Genomic DNA, 24,072 nt, shown 5'->3' with positions numbered 1-24,072 from the left:
TGTGGTCACGGTTTACTTGTTGCCGAAGTCCACCGTGGGCGGGCGAGAGATTTCGGCCTCGTTCTGCACGCTGAAGGTGGGCTTGGGCTCATAGCTGAAGACCTTGGCCGTCAGATTGGTCGGAAAGCTGCGCGCCAGCACGTTGTAGGACTGCACGGCCTGGATGTACTGGTTGCGCGCCACGGTGATGCGGTTCTCCGTGCCCTCCAGCGTGACGCGCAGGTCACGGAAGCCCTGATTGGCCTGCAACTGGGGGTAGCGCTCGGCCACCACCATCAGCCGGGACAGCGCACTGGACAGCTCACCCTGCGCCTGCTGGAACTTGTTGAAAGCCTCGGGGTTGTTGACCAGCTCGGGCGTGGCCTGGATGGAGGTGGCCTTGGCGCGTGCCTCCACCACCTTGGTCAGGGTCTCCTGCTCGAAATTGGCCTCGCCCTTGACCGAGGCCACGATGTTGGGCACCAGGTCGGCACGGCGCTGGTACTGGTTGAGCACCTCGCTCCAGGCCGACTTGGTCTGTTCGTCAAGGCGCTGGAAATCGTTGTAGCCGCAGCCGGTCAGTACCAGAACGGTGGCAAGTGTGGCGATTAGACGTTTCATGAGATGACAACCTGAAAGCGACAATGGAGGACAGTATCGTGCACGATGCTGCGCATCGCTGGCGATTGTGCTGCGCACCCGGCCCGCCGCCCTGTAGGGCAAAGGCCATTCGCAGCGACTGGGACAAGGACTGCAAACGGGCTCTATGCATCAATTCAACGCGGCGCGCTGGCTGCCCGGTGGCCACGCACAGACCATCTGGCCGGCGCTGTTCGCGCACCGTCGGCCGGCCGGCCATGCGGCACCCCGGTGGCGGTGGGAGCGCTGGAATACCCCGGATGGCGACTTCATCGATGTCGCCTTCGGCAGTGCTCCCACCCCGCCTGCCGATGCGCCATGGCTGGTGCTTTTCCATGGCCTTGAAGGCTCGGCGAACAGCCACTATGCCCAGGCCATGGCCTGTGTGGCCGAACAGCGCGGCTGGCACATGGCCGTGCCGCACTTTCGCGGCTGCAGCGGCGAGGTCAACCGGGCGCCGCGCGCCTATCACTCGGGCGATGTGCAGGAGGTGGACTGGATACTGCGCCGCCTGCGCGAGCGGTCTTCTCGCCCGCTGCATGCGGTCGGTGTCTCCCTGGGCGGCAATGCGCTGGCACGCTGGGCGGGCGTGCAGGCGGACAAGGCTGCCGAGTTGGTGCAGGCCCTGGCGGCGGTGAGTGCGCCGCTGGACCTGGCCGCCGGGGGAACGGCGCTGGGGAAAGGGCTGAACCGCTGGATCTACACGCGCATGTTCCTGCGCACCCTGGTGCCCAAGGCGCTGCTCAAGTGGGCGCAGTTTCCCGGTCTCTTCGATCGTGATGCCGTGCTGCGTGCGCGTGATCTGAGAGAGTTTGACGATGCGTTCACGGCGCCGGTCCACGGCTTTCGTGATGCGCAGGACTATTGGCATCGGGCGGCGGCCAAACCGCTGCTGGGCAGCATTGCCGTGCCTGCACTGCTGCTCAATGCGCTGGACGATCCCTTTGTCCCTTCGTACAGCCTGCCGGCGCCAGGCGAAGTCGGCCCGCGGGTTACGCTGTGGCATCCGCCGCACGGCGGTCATGTGGGTTTTGCACAGGGGCGTTGGCCGGGACATGTACTGGCCATGCCGCAGGCCGTCTCGCAGTGGCTGGCGCACAGCGAAAAAGGATGAATGCAATGGACGATATCGTGAAGCAGGCCATGGCCAAATGGCCCCATGTGCCTGCCTGCAGCGGCTGGCTGGGGCTGGACGAGCGCGGGCGCTGGTATCTGCGCGATGAACAGGCCCAGGCCAGCGGCGCTTTCGACAGCGCAATCCCGGGAGCCAAGGGCGCGGAGGTGCGCAACGAAAAGCTGGCGGACTTCATCGCCCGCAACTACCTGGCCGAGCCCGATGGTCGATGGTTCTTCCAGAACGGTCCCCAGCGCGTGTATGTGGAGCTGGAGAATGCTCCCTGGATATGGCGGTTGCGCTGGGATGGCGAGGGCCTGCAGATGCACAGCCATACAGGAGCCGAACTGGATGCCGGGGCCATCACCGAAGCGCTGATGGACGAGACGGGGCGCCTGTACCTGGCGACGCCTTCCGGCCTGGGCCTGGTCCATACGCAGGACATGATCGATGCCGCGGCTGCGCTGGAGGCGGGCGCGTTGCCGGCCTGTGAAGAGGTGCGGGCCGAGGCGTTGCCGCAGCGCTACGGTTTCGTGCGCAGTCCTGCGCGGGCATGAAAAAACCGGCCGAAGCCGGTTGGTTCCAGAAGTCCCGCGTGTTGCTCAATTGGCGGGGGCTGCTGCGCCTTCTGCCGCGGCGCCTTCTGCGGCAGGGGCCTTGGGTTCTTCGAACTTGCCGCCCGCTGCGTTGGCCATGTAGACCACGCCGCGTGCAATTTCGGTGTCGTTGAAGTCGCCGCCACCCTGAGGGGCCATGGCGCCCTTGCCCTTGAGTGCCGAGTGCACCAGGCCTTCCAGTCCCTGTGCAAGGCGAGGGCCCCAGGCCGCAGCATCCTCGAACTTGGGTGCTCCTGCAGCGCCCGTGGCGTGGCAAGCGGCGCACTGGCCCTTGTAGACCTCTTCGCCCGCGCGCAGGGGGCGGTTGGCATCACGGATCTCCACAAGGCCGATCTTCTGCAGGCGCTGAGCCTTGGCCATTTCGGTCTGGGAAGCGCCGGCACCGGACTTGTCGGCCGAACTCACGTACTGCACGAGGCCGATGATCACGAACACCGGAACCACGAACGAGAAAAACACCGCTATCAGCAGTTGCCTGGGATTCTTGATCGGGCCCGTATGGGCTTCTTCGGTGTGGGTTGCGCTCATGAAGTCCTCTTGTGTTGTGGGGGCGTGAGTCAACAACAAATTATATCGACGGCCCTCTTGCAGACACTGCGCGCAGACCCGGGTTGACCTGGGACGCACATATGCCATGAGATGGATCAAGCAATTGGCAAATGCTTGCCGCACTGAATGACAAAGAGGCGTTCACCTTGCGGTGAACGCCTCTTTGCGGTTGGCGCGGCAGATGCGGTTATTGCTGCGCGGGAGTTTGCTTGGTTGCAGCCGCTGTCGCCGTCCTGTCGGTCCAGCCGCCGCCCAGAGCCTTGTACAGCTCGATCTGATTGAGCAGTTGCGCCAGGCGCACGCTCACGGTGGATTGCTCCAGCGCGAACAGGGTGCGCTGTGCGTCCAGCAGGTCCAGGTAGCTGGCCACGCCGTTGCTGTAGCGCAGGTCGGACAGCTTCAGGCGTGCCTGCTCGGCTTCGAGCTGGGCGCGCTGGGCCATGATCTGGTCACGCAGCGTGCCTTGGCTGTCCAGTGCGTCGGAGACTTCGCGGAAGGCGCTCTGGATGGACTTCTCGTACTGCGCAATGGCGACTTCGCGATCGACCTTGGCCGCAGCCAGATTGGCCGAGTTGCGGCCCGCATCGAAGATGGGCAGCAGGGCCGAGGGCGCCAGGGTGAAACCCCAGCTGCCGCTCTTGAACAGGCCCGACAGCTCGTTGCTGGCCGTGCCGAACTGCCCGGTCAGCGTGATGCGCGGGAAGAAGGCCGCACGCGCCGCGCCGATGTTGGCATTGGCGCTGATCAGTTGCTGCTCGGCCTGACGGATGTCGGGGCGCTGCGTGAGCAGGTCAGACGGCAGGCCGGCCGGCACTGCAGGCAGGTCGGCCGTGTCGCGCAGGCCCTGGCTGGAGCCCAGGCTGGCGACCACGTCCGCAGGCAGCGCCTGGCCCAGCAGCAGCACCAGGGCGTTCTCGTCCAGGGCACGCTGGCGCTGCTGCTGCGCCAGGGTGGCGCGCGCAGCTTCGGTCAGCGAGACGGCCTGGCGGTAGTCCAGCTCGGAGGCCACGCCCGTGTCGAAGCGCAGCTTGGTCAGCTTGATCGACTCTTCGCGGGTCTGCAGCGTGTCGCGCGAGATCTTCAGCAACTGCTCGTCGGCCAGCAGCGTGTACCAGCCGCTGGCCACTGCGGCCACCAGGCTGGTCTGCGCGGCGCGGCGCGCTTCCTCGGTGGCCAGGTACTGGGCCAGGGCCGCTTCCTTCAGGCTGCCGATGCGCCCGAAGAAGTCCAGCTCCCAGGAGGTCACGGCCAGGCCGACCTGGTAGCTGTTGACGTACTTGGTGCCGGAGCCCGTGGTATTCGGGGCGCGGCTGGCGTTGACGCCTGCACCGACCGTCGGGAACTGGTCGGCGCGCGTGATCCGGTACTGCGCCTGGGCGCGCTCGATATTGAGCGCGGCCACGCGCAGGTCGCGGTTGTTGTCCAGCGCGGTGCGCACCAGTTGCTGCAGGCGTGCGTCCTGGAAGAAATCCTGCCAGGGCAGCTGTGCGGCAGCCGTTCCGCCTTCTGCCGCAGCAGTGGCGTTCGCGCGGGTGTATTGGGCCGCGACCGGAGCGGCAGGGCGCTCGTAGGTGGGGATGAGCGAGCATCCCGCCAGGAGCACGGCGGTGGCGATGGCCACCGGGGTACTGCGATTAATCATGGCTCAAGGCCTCCTTGCCGGCCGGTGTGGACGGCGGGTTGTGCGTTTTGATCTTGCCCTTGAACAGCTTGCGCACCACGACGAAGAAGGTGGGCACGAACAGCACGGCCAGCACGGTGCCGGTGATCATGCCGCCGAGCACGCCGGTGCCGATGGCACGCTGGCTGGCGGAGCTGGCGCCGGAGGCGATCACCAGAGGCACCACGCCCAGGCCGAAGGCCAGCGAGGTCATGATGATGGGCCGGAACCGCAGGTGTGCGGCTTCCAGCGCGGCCTCGATCAGGCCCTTGCCTTCGGCCTGCAGGTCCTTGGCGAACTCCACGATCAGGATGGCGTTCTTTGCCGACAGGCCGATCACCGTCACCAGTCCGATCTGGAAGTACACGTCGTTGGAATAGTTGCGCAGCAAGGTGGCAAGCACCACGCCCAGCAGACCCAGCGGCACGACCAGAATCACCGACAGCGGAATCGACCAGCTCTCGTACAGAGCGGCCAGGCACAGGAACACGGCCAGGATGGCGAAGGCGTACAGGAAGATGGCTTGCGAGCCCGCCAGCTTTTCCTCACGCGACTGGCCGGTCCACTCGAAGCCGAAGCCTTCGGGCAGCTTGGCAGCCAGCTTTTCCATCTCGTCCATGGCATCGCCCGAGCTGAAGCCCGGAGCAGCCGAGCCTTCGATGCGCACGGCCGGGTAGCCGTTGTAGCGCACCGTCTGCTGCGCGCCCTTGACCCACTTGGTGGTCGCGAACGTGGACAGCGGCACCGGATCGCCCTTGGCATTGCGCGCGTTCAGGCGCAGCAGATCGTCGGGCTGCATGCGGGCCGGAGCGTCGGCCTGCACGATCACGCGCTGCAGACGACCCTGGTTGGGGAAGTCATTGACGTAGGACGAGCCCAGTGCCGTGGACAGCGCCGCATTGATCGAGGTGAAGTCCACGCCCAGTGCGTTGGCCTTGTCGCGGTCGATCTCGATGCGCAGCTGCGGCGCGTCTTCCAGGCCGTCGGGACGCACGCCGGCCAGCACCTTGCTCTGCCCGGCCATGCCCAGCAGCATGTTGCGCGCATTGATCAGCGCATCGTGGCCGTGGCCGGCACGATCCTGCAGGCGGAACGAGAAGCCCACGGCATTGCCCAGTTCGGGAATGGGCGGCGGGTTCACGGCGAACACGAAGGCGTCGCGTATGCCCGCCGTCATGCCCATGATGCGGCCCGTCATGGCATCCACCGTGGAGTCCGCTCCCTTGCGTTCGGACCAGTCCTTGAGCGGCACGAAGGCGAGGGCGGCGTTCTGGCCCTGGCCGGAGAAGCTGAAGCCCAGCACGCTGACCATGTTGGCCACTTCGGGCTGCGGCAGCACGGCCTCCTCGACCTGCTTCATGACTTCTAGCGTGCGCTCCTTGGCGGCGCCAGGAGGCAGTTGCACGTTGACGATGAAGTAGCCCTGGTCCTCGGTCGGCAGGAACGAGGTCGGCAGGCCACGGAACACCACCACGGCACCGGCGATCACGGCCAGGTACACGCCGATCATCAGCACCGAGCGCTTGAGCAGGCGAGCCACCCAGCCTTCATAGGACTTGGCCGAGCGTGCGAACGTGCGGTTGAACCAGCCGAAGAAGCCTTTCTTCTCGTGGTTGTGGCCGGCCTCCACGGGCTTGAGCAGCGTTGCGCACAGAGCCGGTGTCAGCGTCAGCGCCATGAAGGCCGAGAAGCTGATGGAGGCGACCATCACGATGGAGAACTGCCGGTAGATATTGCCGGTGGACCCCGCGAAGAAAGCCAGCGGTATGAACACCGCGATCAGCACCAGCGTAATGCCCACGATGGCGCCCGAGATCTGGCCCATGGCCTTGATCGCGGCCTCGCGCGGCGGCAGGCCTTCCTCGCTCATGATGCGCTCGACGTTCTCCACCACCACGATGGCGTCGTCCACCACGATGCCGATGACCAGCACCATGCCGAACATGGCCAGCACGTTGATCGAGAAGCCCACGGCCTGCATGACCGCGAAGGTGCCCAGCAGTGCAATGGGCACCACGATGGTCGGGATCAGCGTGTAGCGCCAGTTCTGCAGGAACAGGTACATCACCAGGAACACCAGCACGATGGCTTCCAGCAGCGTGTGGGCCACCTTCTCGATGGAGATGCTCACGAATTTGGAGCTGTCGTAGGGAATGGAGTAATTCACGCCCTTGGGGAAGAACTTCTTCAGTTCCTCCATGCGTGCATGCACGGCCTTGGCCGTGGCCAGCGCATTGCCGCTGGGCGTCAGCTGCACGCCGATACCCACGGCATCCTTGCCGTTCAGGCGGGCGGAGGTCGCGTAGGCCTGGCCGCCGATCTCGATGGTGGCCACGTCCTTGAGTCGCACGGTGGAGCCATCGGCATTGGCGCGCAGCACGATGTTCTCGAACTGGCTGATCGAAGACAGCTGGCCCATCACCGTCACCGTGGCGGCGATCTTCTGGCCCGTGATGTTGGGCAGGTCGCCGATGGCGCCGCTGGCCACCTGGGCGTTCTGGCTGCGGATGGCGGCTGTCACGTCCTCGGCCGAGAGCTTGTAGCCCTGCAGCTTGGCGGGATCGAACCAGATGCGCATCGCCTTTTCCGTGCCGAACAGCTGTGCCTGGCCCACGCCTGCCACACGCTGGATTTCGGGAACGATGTTGCGCGAGGCATAGTCGCCCAGGGCCACCGTGTCATAGGCCTTGGCGTCCTCGGACGACAGCATGATGAACAGCAGGAAGTTGGACGACGCCTTGTCCACGCGAACGCCCTGCTGCGTCACCGAAGCAGGCAGGCGCGGCGTGGCGCGCGAGAGGCGGTTTTGCACGTCCACCTGCGCCAGGTCCACGTTGGTGCCGGCCTCGAAGCTGATGGTGATGCTGCCCGTGCCGTCGGCCTGGGCCACCGACTCCATGTAGACCAGACCGGGCGAGCCGTTCATCTCGCGCTCGATCACGGACAGCACGCTGTCTTCGAGCACCTTCGCGGACGCGCCTGGATAGGCCGTGTTGATGACGATGGCCGGAGGAGCCACCTTGGGGTATTGAGCGATCGGAAGCTTGGTCAGCGCGATACCACCGAGGACGATGATGAACAGCGCGACGACCCATGCAAAGATCGGTCTGTCGATAAAGAACTTGGCCATTGCTGAGCCCCTTGATTACTTCTTGTCTGCCTGGTCCGCAGGCTTGGCATCGGCTGCGGCTTGCGGGGCTGGCGCTGCCGTGCCGGCCGGCTTCTGGGCGCCTGCGGCCTCGGGCTGCCACGGTACGGGCTTGACCGGCGTGCCGGGTGGCAGCATCTGCAGCTTCTGGAAGCCGTCGACCATCACCTTCTCGCCCGCCTGCAGGCCTTCGCTGACCAGCCACTGGTTGTTCTGGGCCGTGGTCACCTTCACTTGGCGCTTGGTGATCTTGCCATCGTCGCTGACCACGCTCACGGTGTCGCCGGTCTCGGTGCGCGTCACCGCCTGCTGGGGCACGGCAATGGCGTTGGACGCCTGGGCCTGCTCCATGCGCACGCGCACATACATGCCGGGCAGCAGCAATCCCTTGGGATTGGGCACCTCGGCACGCAGCGTGACCTGGCCGGTGGAGCTGTCCACGGTCAGGTCGGTGAACAGCAGCTTGCCCTTGAGTTCGTAGGCCGTGCCATCGTCCAGGCGCACCTCGACGCTGGCGGCTTCGGCGCCATCGGCCTTCTTGAGTTTGCCCTGCTCCATCGCGCGGCGCAGCCGGAAGGCTTCGCTGGACGACTGGGTGAAATTCACATAGACCGGATTGATCTGCTGGACCACGGCCAGCGGGGTCGCCTCGCCCTGGCCGACCAGCGCGCCTTCGGTCACCAGAGACTGGCCGATGCGGCCAGAAATGGGGGCAGTGACGCTGGTATAGCCAAGATTGATCTCGGCGGTCCGCACGGAGGCCTTGCCGGCCGCGACGTCAGCCTGGGCCTGCTTGTAGGCAGCCTCTGCATTGACGAAGTCCTGCTTGCTGATCGCGTTGGCGGCAACCAGCGGGCGGTAGCGTTCCAGTTGCGCCAGTGCCTGGGCCTGGTTGGCCTCGGCACGGGCCTGCGTGGCCTTGGCACTTTGCAGCGTCGCCTGGTAGGGCGCCGGATCGATGCGGTACAGCACCTGGCCGGCCTTCACGTCGCTGCCTTCCTTGAACAGGCGCTCCTGCACGATGCCGGCGCTGCGGGCCCGGATCTGGGCCACGCGGCGCGCGTCCACGCGGCCGGGCAACTCGGTCACAAGTCCCACATCGGCGGGGGTGGCCACCACCACACCTACAGGGACGGCGGGCATCTGCTGCTGTGCGGCAGCTTGTTCTTCGGGCTTTTTCCCGCAGGCGGCCATGGCCATTGCGGCGGTGACGGCCAGGGCCACGGTGGTGAGGCGCAGACTGTTGTAAGGGGACGGAGCGGCTGACACATTGCTGCGTGTGCTGGGCATGATGGGTCCTTGTGCTGAATCAAATAACGATGTTGACGTTCCGGTCAGCGCTATCCGGAACGCCCGTGTCCACGGGCAAGTCGCGGATTATACATACATACATGAATGTATAATGACCGCAGTTGCTGCAAGGCGGCGCGAAGCATGGCGTAGCGTGGCATGGCCGGGCTCAACGATGGAAGGAAATACATCTTGGCACGACGAACGAAAGAAGATGCGTTTGCAACGCGCAACAGTCTGCTGGACGCTGCGGAGCAAGTGTTCTACGAGCAGGGTGTCGCCCGGGCCTCGCTCAACGAGATTGCCCAGCGAGCCGGCGCCACGCGCGGTGCGGTCTACTGGCATTTCAAGGACAAGCTGGATCTCTTCTATGCCATGCTGGATCGCGTCACGCTCCCGCTGGAGCAGGCCGCTCAGGGCGACTGCGAAGATGACTCCGAATGCGATGCGCTGGAATATGTGCGGCGCCTGATGGCGGTGGTCTTCGGGCGCATCGCGGATGACGACAGCACGCGGCGCGTCTTCGAGATCCTGTTGCTCAAGGTGGAGTACGTGGGCGAACTCATGCCGGTGCAGGAGCGCAATCGCGCGGCACTGGACTCCTTTTCGTCCCGGCTGGAGCTGGCGCTGTGTGCCGCCGCCGAAAGCCATGCGGTCACCATGCCCATGTCGGCGCACCAGGCATCGATCGCACTGTGCGCCATGTTTGACGGGCTGCTGCAGAGCTGGCTGCTGGGGCGGGCTTTCGATCTCAAGCAAGTGGGTGCCCAGGCGGTGGATGTCTGCCTGCGCGGGCTGGGCTTCACGGTTTCGGAGGCTCCTGCCCAATGAGCGGGCGGGGCCGCGGGGCTTGTACGCGGTAGTGCAAAGTCATGCGACAATCATCGGCTTGTGCAGGGCAGCGATGCCTTGAGCGGCTGTAGCTCAGTGGATAGAGTATTGGCCTCCGAAGCCAAGGGTCGTGGGTTCGATCCCCGCCAGCCGCGCCACATTTTTCTTGGATCGCCTCGGTGGCCTGAGAAAAAAATGCACTGAATTTTTTCAGACGAAAAAAACGGTGCTAGAATTCAAATCTCTTCGGAGGGGTGCCCGAGTGGCTAAAGGGGGCAGACTGTAAATCTGTTGGCTTACGCCTACACTGGTTCGAATCCAGTCCCCTCCACCAGTAATGGTGAAGAAGAGAAGTCATCTGAAAAGGTGGCAGCGTGCAGTCAATCTGTGCGGGAGTAGTTCAATGGTAGAACCCTAGCCTTCCAAGCTAATGACGCGGGTTCGATTCCCGTCTCCCGCTCCAGTTTGCAAGCAAAGTTTTTTGAGGTTGCTTCGGCGGCTTCAAGGCCCATGTGGCTCAGTGGTAGAGCACTCCCTTGGTAAGGGAGAGGTCGGCAGTTCGATCCTGCCCATGGGCACCATTCTCTCTGGTGCGCTCGCTAGATGGGGTTGCGCCAAATCCTGTTGTAGTGATTTAGATTTTTTTCGGAGTCGGAAAAATGGCTAAAGAAAAATTCGAGCGTACCAAGCCCCACGTCAACGTGGGCACCATCGGTCACGTGGACCACGGCAAGACGACCCTGACGGCTGCCATCGCCACCGTTCTGTCCAAGAAGTTCGGCGGCGAAGCCAAGGCTTACGACCAGATCGACGCAGCACCTGAAGAAAAGGCCCGCGGCATCACGATCAACACCGCCCACGTCGAGTACGAAACGGCCAACCGCCACTACGCTCACGTTGACTGCCCCGGCCACGCCGACTACGTCAAGAACATGATCACCGGCGCTGCTCAGATGGACGGCGCTATCCTGGTGTGCTCGGCCGCTGACGGCCCGATGCCCCAGACCCGCGAGCACATCCTGCTGGCTCGTCAGGTGGGCGTGCCCTACATCATCGTGTTCCTGAACAAGTGCGACATGGTGGACGACGAAGAGCTGCTGGAGCTGGTCGAAATGGAAGTGCGCGAGCTGCTGGCCAAGTACGACTTCCCCGGCGACGACACCCCCATCATCCGCGGCTCGGCCAAGCTGGCCCTGGAAGGTGACGCAAGCGACAAGGGCGAGCCCGCCATCCTGCGTCTGGCTGAAGCCCTGGACACCTACATCCCCACGCCCGAGCGCGCTGTGGACGGTGCCTTCGCAATGCCCGTGGAAGACGTGTTCTCGATCTCCGGCCGTGGCACCGTGGTGACCGGTCGCGTTGAGCGCGGCATCATCAAGGTCGGCGAAGAAATCGAAATCGTCGGTATCCGCGACACCCAGAAGACCATCGTCACCGGCGTGGAAATGTTCCGCAAGCTGCTGGACCAAGGCCAGGCTGGCGACAACGTGGGCCTGCTGCTGCGCGGCACCAAGCGTGAAGACGTGGAACGCGGCCAAGTGCTGTGCAAGCCCGGCTCCATCAAGCCCCACACCCACTTCACGGCTGAGGTGTACGTGCTGTCCAAGGACGAAGGTGGTCGCCACACTCCGTTCTTCAACAACTACCGTCCCCAGTTCTATTTCCGCACGACCGACGTGACCGGCTCCATCGAGCTGCCCGCCGACAAGGAAATGGTGATGCCTGGCGATAACGTGTCGATCACCGTCAAGCTGATCGCCCCCATCGCCATGGAAGAAGGTCTGCGCTTCGCTATCCGCGAAGGCGGCCGTACCGTGGGCGCTGGCGTGGTTGCCAAGATCATTGCCTAATTGATTCGTAGGGGTATAGCTCAATTGGCAGAGCGTCGGTCTCCAAAACCGAAGGTTGTAGGTTCGATTCCTACTGCCCCTGCCACCTGATGGTGGAATCGCAACGAGCCCGCCCCAAAGCGGGCTTCGGTGTCTTGGCGTTGCGCAAAAAATGCGCATTAGAAATGGATTATGGCCACTACTCAGGTTGAAACGGTCAGCTCCGGAGCTGACAAAGCCAAGCTTGCCGCAGTCGCGGCTTTAGTCGTTGCTGCGATCGCAGGTTTCTATCTGCTGAGCAAGCAAGGGCCCATCGTTCAGTGGCTGGTGCTGCTGGTCGGTCTGGCTGCGGCTGCTGGCACGTTCCTTGTTTCCGAGCCCGGAAAGCGTTTCGTCAGCTTTGCGCAGGATGCCTGGCGCGAAGTCAAGAAGGTCGTCTGGCCGACGCGCAAGGAGACCATGCAGATGACCTTGTACGTCTTCGGCTTTGTGGTCATCATGGCCTTGTTTCTGTGGTTCACGGACAAGACGCTGGAGTGGGTCCTGTATGACCTGATTTTGGGCTGGAGGAAGTAATGGATGCTGTCGAAACAGGTGTGAACGACGGAGGGGCAGCGCCTGCCAATCCGGATCTGCGCTGGTACATCGTCCATGCCTACTCCGGCATGGAAAAGGCCGTGGAGCGCAACATCATCGAGCGCATCGCGCGTTCGGACATGCAGTCCAAGTTCGGCCGCATCCTGGTTCCCACCGAGGAAGTGGTGGAGATGAAGAACGGCCAGCGCCGTACCACCGAACGCCGCTTGTTCCCTGGCTACGTGTTCGTCGAGATGGTCATGGACGACGACACCTGGCACCTGGTCAAGCACACCAGCAAGGTGACGGGTTTCGTGGGTGGTGCCAAGAACCGCCCCGCACCGATCTCCGAAGAGGAAGTGCGCAAGATCGTCAGCCAGATGCAGGAAGGCACGGACAAGCCGCGCCACAAGATCGAATTCATGCCCGGCGAACTGGTGCGTGTCAAGGAAGGCCCGTTCACGGACTTCAATGGCTCGGTCGAAGAGGTCAACTACGAAAAGAGCCGCCTGCGCGTCTCGGTGATGATCTTCGGCCGCTCCACGCCGGTCGAGCTTGAATTTGCCCAGGTTGAAAAAACCTGAGTTACCGCTTACAATCTCTGGCTCTGCATTTTTAGGCTCGGTGCAGGGCGTGTCAGCAAGAGTCTTTTAACCCCCGGGGAGCTGCCGGCTGCAACTATTGTTGGTTGGGCCGGCGGCGCTATACCCGCAAGGAGCATTCAATGGCGAAGAAAATCGTCGGCTTCATCAAGCTGCAAGTGCCAGCTGGTAAGGCCAATCCCTCTCCTCCGATCGGTCCTGCGCTGGGTCAGCGCGGCCTCAACATCATGGAATTCTGCAAGGCGTTCAACGCCCAGACCCAAGGTGTCGAGCCCGGCCTGCCCCTGCCCGTGGTCATCACGGCCTTTGCCGACAAGAGCTTCACCTTCATCATCAAGACGCCTCCGGCGACTGTGCTGATCAAGAAGGCCATCAAGCTGGACAAGGGCTCCTCCAACCCCCTGAAGAACAAGGTCGGCAAGATCACCCGCGCTCAGCTGGAAGAGATCGCCAACACCAAGCTGAAGGACATGAACGCTGCTGACGTCGACGCCGCCGTGCGTACGCTGGCTGGTTCGGCCCGTTCGATGGGCGTGATTGTGGAGGGCGTGTAAATGGCCAAGTTGACCAAGAAGCAAAAGGCTCTCCAGGGCAAGGTGGAGTCCACCAAGCTGTACGCTTTCGCCGACGCCGTGGCGCTGGTGAAGGAAGCCGCCACCGCCAAGTTCGATGAATCCATCGACGTGGCCGTGCAATTGGGCGTGGACGCCAAGAAGTCTGACCAAGTGGTTCGTGGCGCCGTCGTGCTGCCCCACGGCACTGGCAAGACCGCCCGCGTGGCCGTGTTCGCCCAAGGCGCCAAGGCTGAAGAAGCCAAGGCTGCTGGCGCCGATGTTGTCGGCATGGACGACCTGGCTGCCCGCGTGAAGGCTGGCGACATGCCCTTCGACGTGGTCATCGCTGCCCCCGACGCCATGCGCGTCGTCGGTACGCTGGGTCAGATCCTGGGCCCGCGCGGCCTGATGCCCAACCCCAAGGTGGGTACGGTGACTCCCGATGTGGCCACGGCCGTGAAGAACGCCAAGGCTGGTCAGGTGCAATACCGCGTCGACAAGGCCGGCATCATCCACGCCACCATCGGCCGCCGCTCGTTCGACAACGAGAAGCTGCAAGGCAACCTGGCTGCGCTGATCGACGCCCTGAACAAGTCCAAGCCCGCCTCGAGCAAGGGCCTGTACCTGCGCAAGGTGGCTGTTTCGTCGACCATGGGTGTGGGCGTTCGCGTCGACACGCAAACCATCTCGGCCTGATAGCCAAGAAATCTTGAGGCGGCTTGCGGGCTGCCTCAGTGGTGGGCCGGCGCAGCGATGCGCCGGGTCATCCAAGACCGTTGGTGTGCCTTGCGGCACTTAAACCTCAGGGGCCAACGCAGATGGCGATCCCGCTGCAGATGGATGCATTTCCAAAACAGTTGGTCGCTGCAACAAGAGCGCGCATGAGGGGCCTGCCCCGAGTGTGCATTTGAAGGAGTAGACCTTGAGTCTTAATCGCAGTGAGAAAGAAGCGGTCATCAATGAAGTGACCAGCCTCGCCGCAAAAGCTCAAACGCTTGTGATCGCGGAATACCGCGGCATCACGGTCGCCGACATGACCAAACTGCGCGTTGACGCCCGCAGCAAGGGTGTGAGCCTGAGCGTGTTGAAGAACACGCTGGCCCGCCGTGCTGTGGCTGGCAGCCAGTTCGACGTTGTCGCCGACCAGATGACCGGCCCTCTGATCTATGGCTTCTCTGAAGACGCAGTGGCTGCCGCCAAGGTGGTGGCCGACTTCGCGAAAACCAACGACAAGCTGGTGATCCGCGGTGGTGCGTTTGCAGGCAAGGCCCTGGACGTGAACGGTGTGAAGCAACTGGCGAACATCCCCTCGAAGGAAGTTCTGCTGGCACAACTGTGTGGCTTGCTGATGTCGCCTATCTCGCGTACGGCCGTTGTGCTGGGCGCCCTGGCGGCAAAGAAGAGCGAAGGCTCTGCCGAAGAACCGGCAGCCGAAGCAGTCGCAGCCTGAGCGCGCGGCAGTTAACCAATATTGTTAGGAAATCAAAATGGCATTCGATAAAGACGCATTTCTGACCGCGCTCGACGGCATGACGGTCCTGGAACTCAATGACCTGGTGAAGGCCATTGAAGAGAAGTTCGGCGTGAGCGCTGCCGCCATGGCCGCTCCCGCTGCTGGTGGCGCTGCTGGCGGCGCTGCTGCTGCAGAAGAAAAGACCGAGTTCAACGTTGTGCTGACCGAAGCCGGCGCGAACAAGGTTTCCGTCATCAAGGCCGTGCGTGAAATCACCGGCCTGGGTCTGAAGGAAGCCAAGGACCTGGTCGACGGCGCTCCCAAGAACGTCAAGGAAGGCGTTGCCAAGGCTGACGCTGAAGCCGCTGTGAAGAAGCTGGTGGAAGCCGGTGCCAAGGCTGAACTGAAGTAATTCAGTCCCCTCAAGGGCTGGAGGCTCCGAAAAAGGGCCTCCAGCCTTTGGCGCTTGTGGAGAGCGTATCCATAGAGCACACTAGAAAGCGGTCTGGAGCAGCCTGTTTTCTAGTGTCTTCTGACAACCCGACAGCAGAAGATGCCTTGGTTCGGGCGATGTGCAACGCATCGCCGTCAGCCATGGTTGGTAGTGGCCAACCGCCAAGCCCGCAGGGAGCTTTCCATGTGGGGCAGTCGTCGCAGACCCAGGACTCATGTCTTTGCCCGGAGATCTCATGGCCTATTCTTACACCGAACGCAAGCGAATCCGCAAAAGCTTCGGGAGCCGCGACAGCGTGCTCGAAGTGCCTTACCTGCTGCAGATGCAAAAAGATGCATATACCGCATTCTTGCAGGCAGATGTAGCCCCCAAAAAACGCACCATCGAAGGCCTGCAAGCGGCCTTCAACTCTGCCTTCCCCATCGTCTCCCACAACGGTTTTGTGGAGATGAAGTTCGTCGAGTACAACCTCGCCAAGCCTGCTTTCGATGTGCGCGAGTGCCAGACCCGTGGTCTGACCTTCGCCTCTGCCGTGCGCGCCAAGGTTCAGCTGATCATCTATGACCGTGAGTCTTCGACCTCGCAGTCCAAGGTGGTCAAGGAAGTCAAGGAGCAAGAGGTCTACATGGGCGAAGTGCCCCTGATGACCGACAAGGGCTCGTTCATCATCAACGGCACCGAGCGCGTCATCGTCTCGCAGCTGCACCGCTCGCCTGGCGTGTTCTTCGAACACGACAAGGGCAAGACCCACAGCTCGGGCAAGCTGCTGTTCTCGGCACGCATCATTCCTTACCGCGGTTCGTGGCTGGACTTCGAGTTCGACCCCAAGGACCTGCTGTTCTTCCGCGTCGACCGTCGTCGCAAGATGCCCGTGTCCATTCTGCTGAAGGCCATCGGCCTGACGCCGGAATCGATCCTGGCCAATTTCTTCGTCAACGACAACTTCCGCCTCATGGATTCGGGCGCGCAGATGGAGTTCGTCCCCGAGCGCCTGCGCGGCGAGGTCGCGCGCTTCGACATCACCGACAAGTCGGGCAAGGTCGTGGTCGCCAAGGACAAGCGCGTCACTGCTCGCCACACGCGTGAGCTGGAGCAGTCGGGCACCAAGTTCATCAGCGTCCCCGAAGATTTCCTGATCGGCCGCGTGGTCGCCAAGAACATCGTCGATCCGGACACTGGCGAGATCATCGCCAAGGCCAACGAAGAGTTGACCGAGTCCCTGCTCAAGAAGCTGCGCAGCGCCGGCATCCAGGATCTGCAGTGCATCTACACGAACGAGCTGGACCAGGGCGCCTACATTTCGCAGACCCTGCGCACTGACGAAACCGTCGATGAGTTCGCTGCGCGCGTGGCCATCTACCGCATGATGCGCCCCGGCGAGCCGCCGACCGAGGACGCCGTGCAGGCCCTGTTCCAGCGTCTGTTCTACAACCCCGACACCTACGATCTTTCGCGCGTGGGCCGGATGAAGTTCAACGCCAAGGTCGGCCGCGATGGCGCCACCGGCCCCATGGTGCTGTCCAACGAGGACATCCTGGCCGTGGTCAAGATCCTGGTGGATCTGCGCAACGGCAAGGGCGAGGTCGATGACATCGACCACCTGGGCAACCGCCGCGTGCGTTGCGTGGGCGAACTGGCCGAGAACCAGTACCGCACGGGCCTGGCACGTATCGAGAAGGCCGTGAAGGAGCGTCTGGGTCAGGCCGAGCAAGAGCCGCTGATGCCCCATGACCTGATCAACAGCAAGCCGATTTCGGCCGCCCTGAAGGAATTCTTCGGTGCGTCGCAGCTGTCGCAGTTCATGGACCAGACCAATCCTCTGGCCGAAATCACGCACAAGCGTCGCGTCTCGGCCCTGGGCCCGGGCGGTCTGACGCGCGAGCGCGCAGGCTTCGAAGTGCGCGACGTGCACGTGACCCACTACGGCCGCGTCTGCCCTATCGAAACGCCTGAAGGCCCCAACATCGGCCTGATCAATTCGCTGGCCCTGTACGCCCGCCTGAACGAGTACGGCTTCATCGAGACGCCTTACCGTCGCGTGGCCGACGGCAAGGTCACGATGGAGATCGACTACCTGTCGGCCATCGAGGAAGGCAAGTACATCATCGCCCAGGCCAATGCCGAGCTGGATGCCGAAGGCCGCCTGATCGGCGACCTGGTGTCGGCGCGCGAAAAGGGTGATTCGACCCTGGTGTCGGCCGAGCGCGTTCAGTACATGGACGTGTCGCCCGCACAGATCGTGTCGGTGGCTGCCTCGCTGATTCCGTTCCTGGAGCACGATGACGCGAACCGCGCATTGATGGGCGCCAACATGTCGCGTCAGGCCGTGCCTGTGCTGCGTCCCGAAAAGCCCATGGTGGGCACGGGCATCGAGCGCGTGGCGGCAGTGGACTCCGGCACCGTGGTGACGGCAACCCGCGGCGGTATCGTGGACTATGTCGATGCAACGCGCATCGTGGTCCGCGTGAACGATGCGGAAGCCGTGGCCGGCGAAGTCGGCGTGGACATCTACAACCTCATCAAGTACCAGCGTTCCAACCAGAACACCAACATCCACCAGCGTCCCATCGTCAAGCGTGGCGACAAGCTGGCCAAGGGTGACGTGGTGGCCGACGGCGCATCGACCGACCTGGGCGAAATCGCCATCGGTCAGAACATGCTGATCGCCTTCATGCCCTGGAACGGCTACAACTTCGAGGATTCGATCCTGATCAACGAGCGCGTGGTGGCCGAAGACCGCTACACCTCGATCCATATCGAAGAACTCGTGGTGATGGCCCGCGACACCAAGCTCGGTGCCGAGGAAATCACGCGCGACATCCCGAACCTGTCCGAGCAGCAGCTCAACCGCCTGGACGAGTCCGGCATCATCTACGTGGGTGCGGAAGTGCAGCCCGGCGATGTGCTGGTCGGCAAGGTCACGCCCAAGGGCGAGACCACGCTGACGCCTGAAGAGAAGCTGCTGCGCGCCATCTTCGGCGAGAAGGCTTCCGACGTGAAGGACACCTCGCTGCGCGTGGACCAGGGCTCGCAAGGCACCGTGATCGACGTGCAGGTCTTCACCCGTGAAGGCATCCAGCGCGACAAGCGTGCCCAGCAGATCATCGACGATGAACTCAAGCGCTACCGCCTGGACCTGAACGACCAGCTGCGCATCGTCGAGGCCGACGCCTTCGACCGTATCGAGAAGCTGCTCAATGGCCGCGTGGCCAACGGCGGCCCGCAAAAGCTGGCCAAGGGCGCCAAGATCGACAAGGCCTACCTGGACGGCGTGGAGAAGTTCCACTGGTTCGACATCCGTCCTGCAGAGGACGAGGTCGCCACCCAGCTCGAGTCCATCAAGAACTCGCTGGAGCAGACGCGCCACAGCTTCGACCTGGCTTTCGAGGAAAAGCGCAAGAAGCTCACCCAGGGCGACGAGCTGCCCGCTGGCGTGCTCAAGATGGTCAAGGTCTACCTGGCCGTCAAGCGCCGCCTGCAGCCCGGCGACAAGATGGCCGGCCGCCACGGCAACAAGGGCGTGGTCTCCAAGATCGTTCCGGTCGAGGACATGCCCTACATGGCCGACGGCTCCACTGCCGACATCGTGCTGAACCCGCTGGGCGTGCCTTCGCGCATGAACATCGGCCAGGTGCTGGAAGTGCATCTGGGCTGGGCCGGCAAGGGCCTGGGCCAGCGCATCGGCGACATGCTGCAGCAGGAAGCCCGTGCCGCCGAAATCCGTGCCTTCATGGAAGAGATCTACAACTCGCGCGGCCGCAAGGAAGACCTGGCCCAGCTCGATGACAACGAGATCGTGTCCATGGCGCAGGCGCTGACCACGGGCGTGCCGTTTGCCACGCCGGTGTTCGACGGCGCTTCCGAGCAGGAAATCCAGGACATGCTGCATCTGGCATATCCGGAAGAGCTGAAGGAGCGCAAGGGCCTGACCGAAAGCCGCACGCAGGCCTACCTGTATGACGGCCGCACCGGTGACCGCTTCGAGCGTCCGACCACCATCGGCTACATGCACTACCTGAAGCTGCACCACTTGGTCGACGACAAGATGCACGCCCGCTCCACGGGTCCGTACTCTCTGGTGACGCAGCAGCCCCTGGGCGGCAAGGCCCAGTTCGGCGGCCAGCGTTTCGGGGAAATGGAAGTGTGGGCGCTGGAAGCCTACGGCGCCGCCTATGTGCTGCAGGAAATGCTGACCGTGAAGTCCGACGACGTGGTGGGCCGTACCAAGGTGTACGAATCCATCGTCAAGGGCGAGCACGCCATCGAGGCAGGCATGCCCGAGTCGTTCAACGTGCTGGTCAAGGAAATCCGCTCCCTGGGCCTCGACATCGAGCTTGAGCGTTCTTAAATATTGAAAAGGGAAAGAGTCTTATGAAATCTCTACTCGACCTGTTCAAGCAATTCACGCCCGATGAGCATTTCGATGCCATCAAGATCGGTCTGGCTTCTCCCGAGAAGATCCGTTCCTGGTCCTTCGGCGAGGTGAAGAAGCCCGAGACCATCAACTACCGCACGTTCAAGCCCGAGCGCGATGGTCTGTTCTGCGCCAAGATCTTTGGCCCCATCAAGGACTACGAGTGCCTCTGCGGCAAGTACAAGCGCCTCAAGCACCGCGGCGTGATCTGCGAGAAGTGCGGCGTCGAAGTGACCCAGACCAAGGTGCGCCGCGAGCGCATGGGCCACATCGACCTGGCTGCGCCCTGCGCCCACATCTGGTTCCTGAAGTCGCTGCCGTCGCGTCTGGGCCTGGTGCTCGACATGACGCTGCGCGACATCGAGCGCGTGCTGTACTTCGAAGCCTACGTGGTGACCGACCCCGGCATGACCCCGCTGAAGAAGTTCAGCATCATGACCGAGGACGACTACGAGGCCAAGCGCACCGAGTACGGTGACGAGTTCGAAGCCAAGATGGGCGCCGAAGGCATCAAGGACCTGCTCGAAGGCATCGACATCGACGTCGAGACCGAGCGCCTGCGCGGCGACCTGACCGGCTCCGAAGTCAAGGTCAAGAAGAACGCCAAGCGCCTGAAGCTGCTGGAAGCGTTCAAGAAGTCCGGCATCAAGCCGGGCTGGATGGTCATGGAAGTGCTGCCCGTGCTGCCCCCGGACCTGCGTCCGCTGGTGCCACTGGACGGCGGCCGCTTCGCAACGTCCGACCTGAACGACCTGTACCGCCGCGTCATCAACCGCAACTCGCGTCTGCGCCGCCTGCTGGAGCTGAAGGCTCCGGAAATCATCGCGCGCAACGAAAAGCGCATGCTGCAGGAAGCAGTGGACTCGCTGCTGGACAACGGCCGCCGTGGCAAGGCCATGACGGGCGCCAACAAGCGTGCCCTGAAGTCGCTGGCCGACATGATCAAGGGCAAGAGCGGCCGTTTCCGCCAGAACTTGCTGGGCAAGCGCGTGGACTACTCGGGCCGTTCCGTGATCACGGTGGGTCCGTACCTCAAGCTGCACCAGTGCGGTCTGCCCAAGCTGATGGCGCTGGAACTGTTCAAGCCCTTCATCTTCGCGCAGCTCGAGCAGCGCGGCATCGCCACCACCATCAAGGCGGCGAAGAAGGAAGTGGAATCCGGCACGCCCGTGGTGTGGGACATCCTCGAAGAGGTCATCAAGGAGCACCCGGTCATGCTGAACCGTGCTCCCACGCTGCACCGCCTGGGCATCCAGGCCTTCGAGCCCATCCTGATCGAAGGCAAGGCCATCCAGCTGCACCCGCTCGTCTGCGCGGCCTTCAACGCCGACTTCGACGGTGACCAGATGGCCGTCCACGTTCCGCTGTCGGTGGAAGCACAGATGGAAGCCCGCACGCTGATGCTGGCCTCCAACAACGTGCTGTTTCCCGCATCGGGCGAGCCCTCCATCGTTCCTTCGCAGGACGTGGTGCTGGGTCTGTACCACGCGACGCGCGAGCGCATCAACGGCAAGGGCGAGGGCATGGTCTTCGCCGACATCGGCGAAGTGCAGCGCGCGCTGGACGCCGAGCAGGTCGAGCTGGCCGCCAAGATCAGCGTTCGCCTGACCGAGTGGACGAAGAACAAGGACTCCGGCGAGTTCGAGCCTTCGACCAGCCTGGTGGAAACCACCGTGGGCCGCGCCCTGATGTCCGAGATCCTTCCCAAGGGCCTGCCGTTCAGCCACATGAACAAGGCGCTCAAGAAGAAGGAGATCTCCAAGCTCATCAATGCCTCGTTCCGCAAGTGCGGTCTGAAGGCCACGGTGGTGTTTGCCGACAAGCTGCTGCAAAACGGCTTCCGCCTGTCCACGCACGCCGGCATCTCGATCGCCATCGGCGACATGCTGGTGCCGCCGCAAAAGGCCGAGATCATCGGCCGTGCCGAAGCCGAGGTGAAGGAGATCGAACAGCAGTACGTCTCCGGTCTCGTGACCGCTGGCGAGCGCTACAACAAGGTGGTGGACATCTGGGGCAAGGCCGGCGACGAAGTCTCCAAGGTCATGATGGCCCAGCTGGCCAAGGAAAAGGTCATTGACCGCCACGGCAACGAAGTCGAGCAGGAATCGTTCAACGCCATCTACATGATGGCCGACTCCGGCGCCCGCGGCTCGGCCGCGCAGATCCGCCAGCTGGCCGGCATGCGTGGCCTGATGGCCAAGCCTGACGGCTCCATCATCGAGACGCCCATTACGGCGAACTTCCGTGAAGGCCTGAACGTTCTGCAGTACTTCATCTCCACCCACGGCGCCCGAAAGGGTCTGGCCGACACGGCGTTGAAGACGGCCAACTCCGGCTACCTGACGCGTCGTCTGGTGGACGTGACGCAGGATCTGGTGGTCAACGAGGACGATTGCGGCACGAGCAATGGCGCACTGATGCGCGCCATCGTCGAAGGCGGTGAAGTCATCGAATCGCTGCGCGACCGCGTGCTGGGCCGTACCACGGCCGAGGACGTCGTGCATCCCGAGACGCTGGCCGTGCTGCTGCCCGCAGGCACGCTGCTCAACGAAGACGTGATCGACGAGCTGGAATCGCAAGGCGTGGACGAGATCAAGGTCCGCACCGCGCTGACCTGCGAGACCCGCTACGGCCTGTGCGCCAAGTGCTACGGCCGCGACCTGGGCCGCGGCGGCCTGATCAACCTCGGCGAAGCCGTGGGTGTGATCGCCGCCCAGTCCATCGGCGAGCCCGGCACGCAGCTGACCATGCGTACCTTCCACATCGGTGGTGCCGCTTCGCGCGCTGCCATCGCCTCGAGCGTGGAAGCCAAGTCCAACGGCTCCATCAGCTTCAACAGCACGATGCGCTACGTCAGCAACACCAAGGGTGAGCTGGTCGTGATTTCGCGTTCGGGCGAAATCGTCATCAGCGACAACGGCCGCGAGCGTGAGCGCCACAAGGTGCCCTACGGTGCCGTGCTGACCGTCAGGCCCGACCAGCAGGTCAAGGCTGGTCTGATCCTGGCCAACTGGGATCCGCTGACCCGACCCATCATTACCGAGTACGCCGGCCAGGTGCGCTTCGAGAATGTGGAAGAGGGCCTGACCGTGGCCAAGCAGGTCGACGAAGTGACCGGCCTGTCCACGCTGGTGGTGATCGATCCCAAGCGCCGTGGCTCTGCCAAGGTCGTGCGTCCTCAGGTCAAGCTGATCGATGCCAACAACCAGGAAGTCAAGATCCCCGGCACCGACCACTCGGTGACGATCGGCTTCCAGGTCGGCGCGCTGATCCAGGTGCGTGACGGCCAGGACGTGGGCCCCGGCGAAGTGCTGGCCCGTATCCCTGTCGAAGGCCAGAAGACCCGCGACATTACCGGCGGTCTGCCCCGCGTGGCCGAGCTGTTCGAAGCCCGCACGCCCAAGGACAAGGGCACGCTGGCCGAGATGACCGGCACCATTTCCTTCGGCAAGGAAACCAAGGGCAAGGTGCGCATGCAGATCACTGATCTGGATGGCAAGGTCTGGGAAGAACTCGTGCCCAAGGAAAAGAACATCCTGGTGCACGAAGGCCAGGTGGTCAACAAGGGTGAGTCCATCGTCGACGGCCCGGCCGATCCGCAGGACATCCTGCGCCTGCTGGGCATCGAGGAGCTGTCGCGCTACATCGTCGATGAAGTGCAGGACGTCTACCGCCTGCAGGGTGTGAAGATCAACGACAAGCACATCGAGGTGATCGTTCGCCAGATGCTGCGCCGCGTCGTGGTCGAGAACACCGGCGACTCGACCTACATCGCTGGCGAGCAGGTCGAGCGTTCGGAGATCCTCAATACCAACGAGGCGCTGCAGCGCGAAGGCAAGATCCCTGCCACGTACTCCAACGTGCTGCTGGGTATTACCAAGGCATCGCTGTCGACCGACTCCTTCATCTCTGCCGCGTCGTTCCAGGAAACGACCCGCGTGCTCACCGAGGCTGCCATCATGGGCAAGCGCGACGAGCTGCGTGGCCTGAAGGAAAACGTCATCGTGGGTCGCCTGATCCCCGCCGGTACGGGTCTGGCATACCACCAGGCGCGCAAGGCCAAGGACGCCATGGACGACGCAGAGCGCCGCGCCATCGCCGACGCCGAAGCGGCCGAACTGGCCGGTGTGATGGCTGACGACGACGCTGGCGTGGCTGCCGTCGCCGGTGACGCTTCCGCTGACTGATAGGCGGTGTCACCCCCTGAGCGGCTGTGCCGCTTGCCCCTCTCTCGCTACGCGGGAGGGGGACGACGCCCTCGCTGCGGGGGCGGCCCTTGCTCGGCGTCCCTCTTGTTGGGACATGCTGTCTCTTAGAGCAGTGCATGGCGCAAGTGCTTGATGATGTGACGCTCCCGGCCTGC

Annotated in this window: 16 protein-coding genes, 5 tRNA genes and 1 pseudogene; 17 read left to right on the top strand and 5 right to left on the bottom strand. The window is 63.4% G+C overall.

Features of this window, described 5'->3' with window-relative positions:
* Positions 1 to 12: 12 nt before the first annotated feature.
* A complete protein-coding gene (locus PO605_RS21775) occupies positions 13 to 600 on the bottom strand; it encodes a LemA family protein (RefSeq protein ID WP_016448491.1) in 588 nt (195 codons plus the stop codon).
* A 145-nt stretch (positions 601 to 745) separates the two neighbouring features.
* On the opposite strand from PO605_RS21775, the gene PO605_RS21770 reads away from it, so the two are divergent.
* Together PO605_RS21770 and PO605_RS21765 are read left to right on the top strand one after the other, a co-directional pair.
* Positions 746 to 1,732, top strand: coding sequence for a YheT family hydrolase (locus tag PO605_RS21770; RefSeq protein ID WP_272206870.1), 987 nt, complete (start codon positions 746 to 748; stop codon positions 1,730 to 1,732).
* 5 nt (positions 1,733 to 1,737) lie between these two features.
* On the top strand, positions 1,738 to 2,289 hold the full coding sequence (locus PO605_RS21765; RefSeq protein WP_016453557.1) for a DUF2946 family protein: 552 nt from the start codon (positions 1,738 to 1,740) through the stop codon (positions 2,287 to 2,289).
* A gap of 57 nt (positions 2,290 to 2,346) precedes the next feature.
* Here the strand turns inward: PO605_RS21765 and PO605_RS21760 are convergent.
* From PO605_RS21760 to PO605_RS21745, 4 genes and pseudogenes are all read right to left on the bottom strand, one after another.
* Positions 2,347 to 2,877: pseudogene (locus PO605_RS21760) on the bottom strand (c-type cytochrome); the annotation flags it as partial.
* Between the two features lie 208 nt (positions 2,878 to 3,085).
* A complete protein-coding gene (locus tag PO605_RS21755; RefSeq protein WP_016453556.1) occupies positions 3,086 to 4,540 on the bottom strand; it encodes an efflux transporter outer membrane subunit in 1,455 nt (484 codons plus the stop codon).
* Complete coding sequence (locus PO605_RS21750) at positions 4,533 to 7,688, bottom strand: efflux RND transporter permease subunit (RefSeq protein WP_016448486.1); 3,156 nt, start codon at positions 7,686 to 7,688, stop codon at positions 4,533 to 4,535. The genes PO605_RS21755 and PO605_RS21750 overlap by 8 nt, the downstream gene beginning before the upstream one ends.
* A 15-nt stretch (positions 7,689 to 7,703) precedes the next feature.
* Entirely contained in the window at positions 7,704 to 8,996 is a 1,293-nt protein-coding gene (locus PO605_RS21745; protein WP_016448485.1) for an efflux RND transporter periplasmic adaptor subunit, read from the bottom strand.
* A 192-nt stretch (positions 8,997 to 9,188) separates the two neighbouring features.
* Between PO605_RS21745 and PO605_RS21740 the strand changes: the two genes are divergently transcribed.
* From PO605_RS21740 to rpoC, 15 genes are all read left to right on the top strand, one after another.
* Positions 9,189 to 9,827 (top strand): TetR family transcriptional regulator, encoded by a 639-nt coding sequence (locus tag PO605_RS21740; RefSeq protein ID WP_026061988.1) that lies wholly within the window; start codon positions 9,189 to 9,191, stop codon positions 9,825 to 9,827.
* Between the two features lie 82 nt (positions 9,828 to 9,909).
* A tRNA-Arg gene (locus PO605_RS21735) sits at positions 9,910 to 9,985 on the top strand.
* A 90-nt stretch (positions 9,986 to 10,075) separates the two neighbouring features.
* A tRNA-Tyr gene (locus PO605_RS21730) sits at positions 10,076 to 10,161 on the top strand.
* Positions 10,162 to 10,216: 55 nt separating this feature from the next.
* A tRNA-Gly gene (locus PO605_RS21725) sits at positions 10,217 to 10,290 on the top strand.
* A gap of 43 nt (positions 10,291 to 10,333) precedes the next feature.
* Positions 10,334 to 10,408, top strand: a tRNA-Thr gene (locus PO605_RS21720).
* A gap of 78 nt (positions 10,409 to 10,486) precedes the next feature.
* A complete protein-coding gene (gene tuf, locus PO605_RS21715; RefSeq protein ID WP_016448514.1) occupies positions 10,487 to 11,677 on the top strand; it encodes an elongation factor Tu in 1,191 nt (396 codons plus the stop codon).
* Positions 11,678 to 11,686: 9 nt separating this feature from the next.
* Positions 11,687 to 11,762, top strand: a tRNA-Trp gene (locus PO605_RS21710).
* A gap of 86 nt (positions 11,763 to 11,848) precedes the next feature.
* On the top strand, positions 11,849 to 12,232 hold the full coding sequence (gene secE / locus PO605_RS21705; RefSeq protein WP_012202436.1) for a preprotein translocase subunit SecE: 384 nt from the start codon (positions 11,849 to 11,851) through the stop codon (positions 12,230 to 12,232).
* Entirely contained in the window at positions 12,232 to 12,816 is a 585-nt protein-coding gene (nusG, locus tag PO605_RS21700) for a transcription termination/antitermination protein NusG (RefSeq protein WP_047474235.1), read from the top strand. Before secE ends, nusG begins: the two co-directional genes overlap by 1 nt.
* Before the next feature lie 140 nt (positions 12,817 to 12,956).
* Positions 12,957 to 13,388: a 50S ribosomal protein L11 gene (gene rplK, locus PO605_RS21695; RefSeq protein ID WP_012202438.1), complete on the top strand. Its 432-nt coding sequence runs from the start codon at positions 12,957 to 12,959 to the stop codon at positions 13,386 to 13,388.
* Entirely contained in the window at positions 13,389 to 14,084 is a 696-nt protein-coding gene (rplA, locus tag PO605_RS21690) for a 50S ribosomal protein L1 (RefSeq protein WP_016450389.1), read from the top strand. It abuts the gene before it with no gap.
* A 226-nt stretch (positions 14,085 to 14,310) separates the two neighbouring features.
* The gene (rplJ, locus tag PO605_RS21685; protein ID WP_016450390.1) at positions 14,311 to 14,838 is read left to right on the top strand and encodes a 50S ribosomal protein L10; all 528 of its coding nucleotides are present in this window, start codon (positions 14,311 to 14,313) and stop codon (positions 14,836 to 14,838) included.
* Between the two features lie 37 nt (positions 14,839 to 14,875).
* A complete protein-coding gene (gene rplL / locus PO605_RS21680; RefSeq protein WP_012202441.1) occupies positions 14,876 to 15,253 on the top strand; it encodes a 50S ribosomal protein L7/L12 in 378 nt (125 codons plus the stop codon).
* A 277-nt stretch (positions 15,254 to 15,530) separates the two neighbouring features.
* Positions 15,531 to 19,643, top strand: coding sequence for a DNA-directed RNA polymerase subunit beta (gene rpoB / locus PO605_RS21675; RefSeq protein WP_016450391.1), 4,113 nt, complete (start codon positions 15,531 to 15,533; stop codon positions 19,641 to 19,643).
* A 23-nt stretch (positions 19,644 to 19,666) separates the two neighbouring features.
* Complete coding sequence (rpoC, locus tag PO605_RS21670; protein ID WP_016450392.1) at positions 19,667 to 23,896, top strand: DNA-directed RNA polymerase subunit beta'; 4,230 nt, start codon at positions 19,667 to 19,669, stop codon at positions 23,894 to 23,896.
* Positions 23,897 to 24,072 lie beyond the last annotated feature (176 nt).

Origin of the sequence: Delftia sp. DT-2 (assembly GCF_028401915.1) — a bacterium.
GTDB classification, from domain to species: Bacteria; Pseudomonadota; Gammaproteobacteria; order Burkholderiales; family Burkholderiaceae_C; genus Comamonas; species Comamonas tsuruhatensis.
The sequence above is the reverse complement of the archived record's forward strand: the minus strand, read 5'-3'. Positions and strand labels throughout refer to the sequence as shown.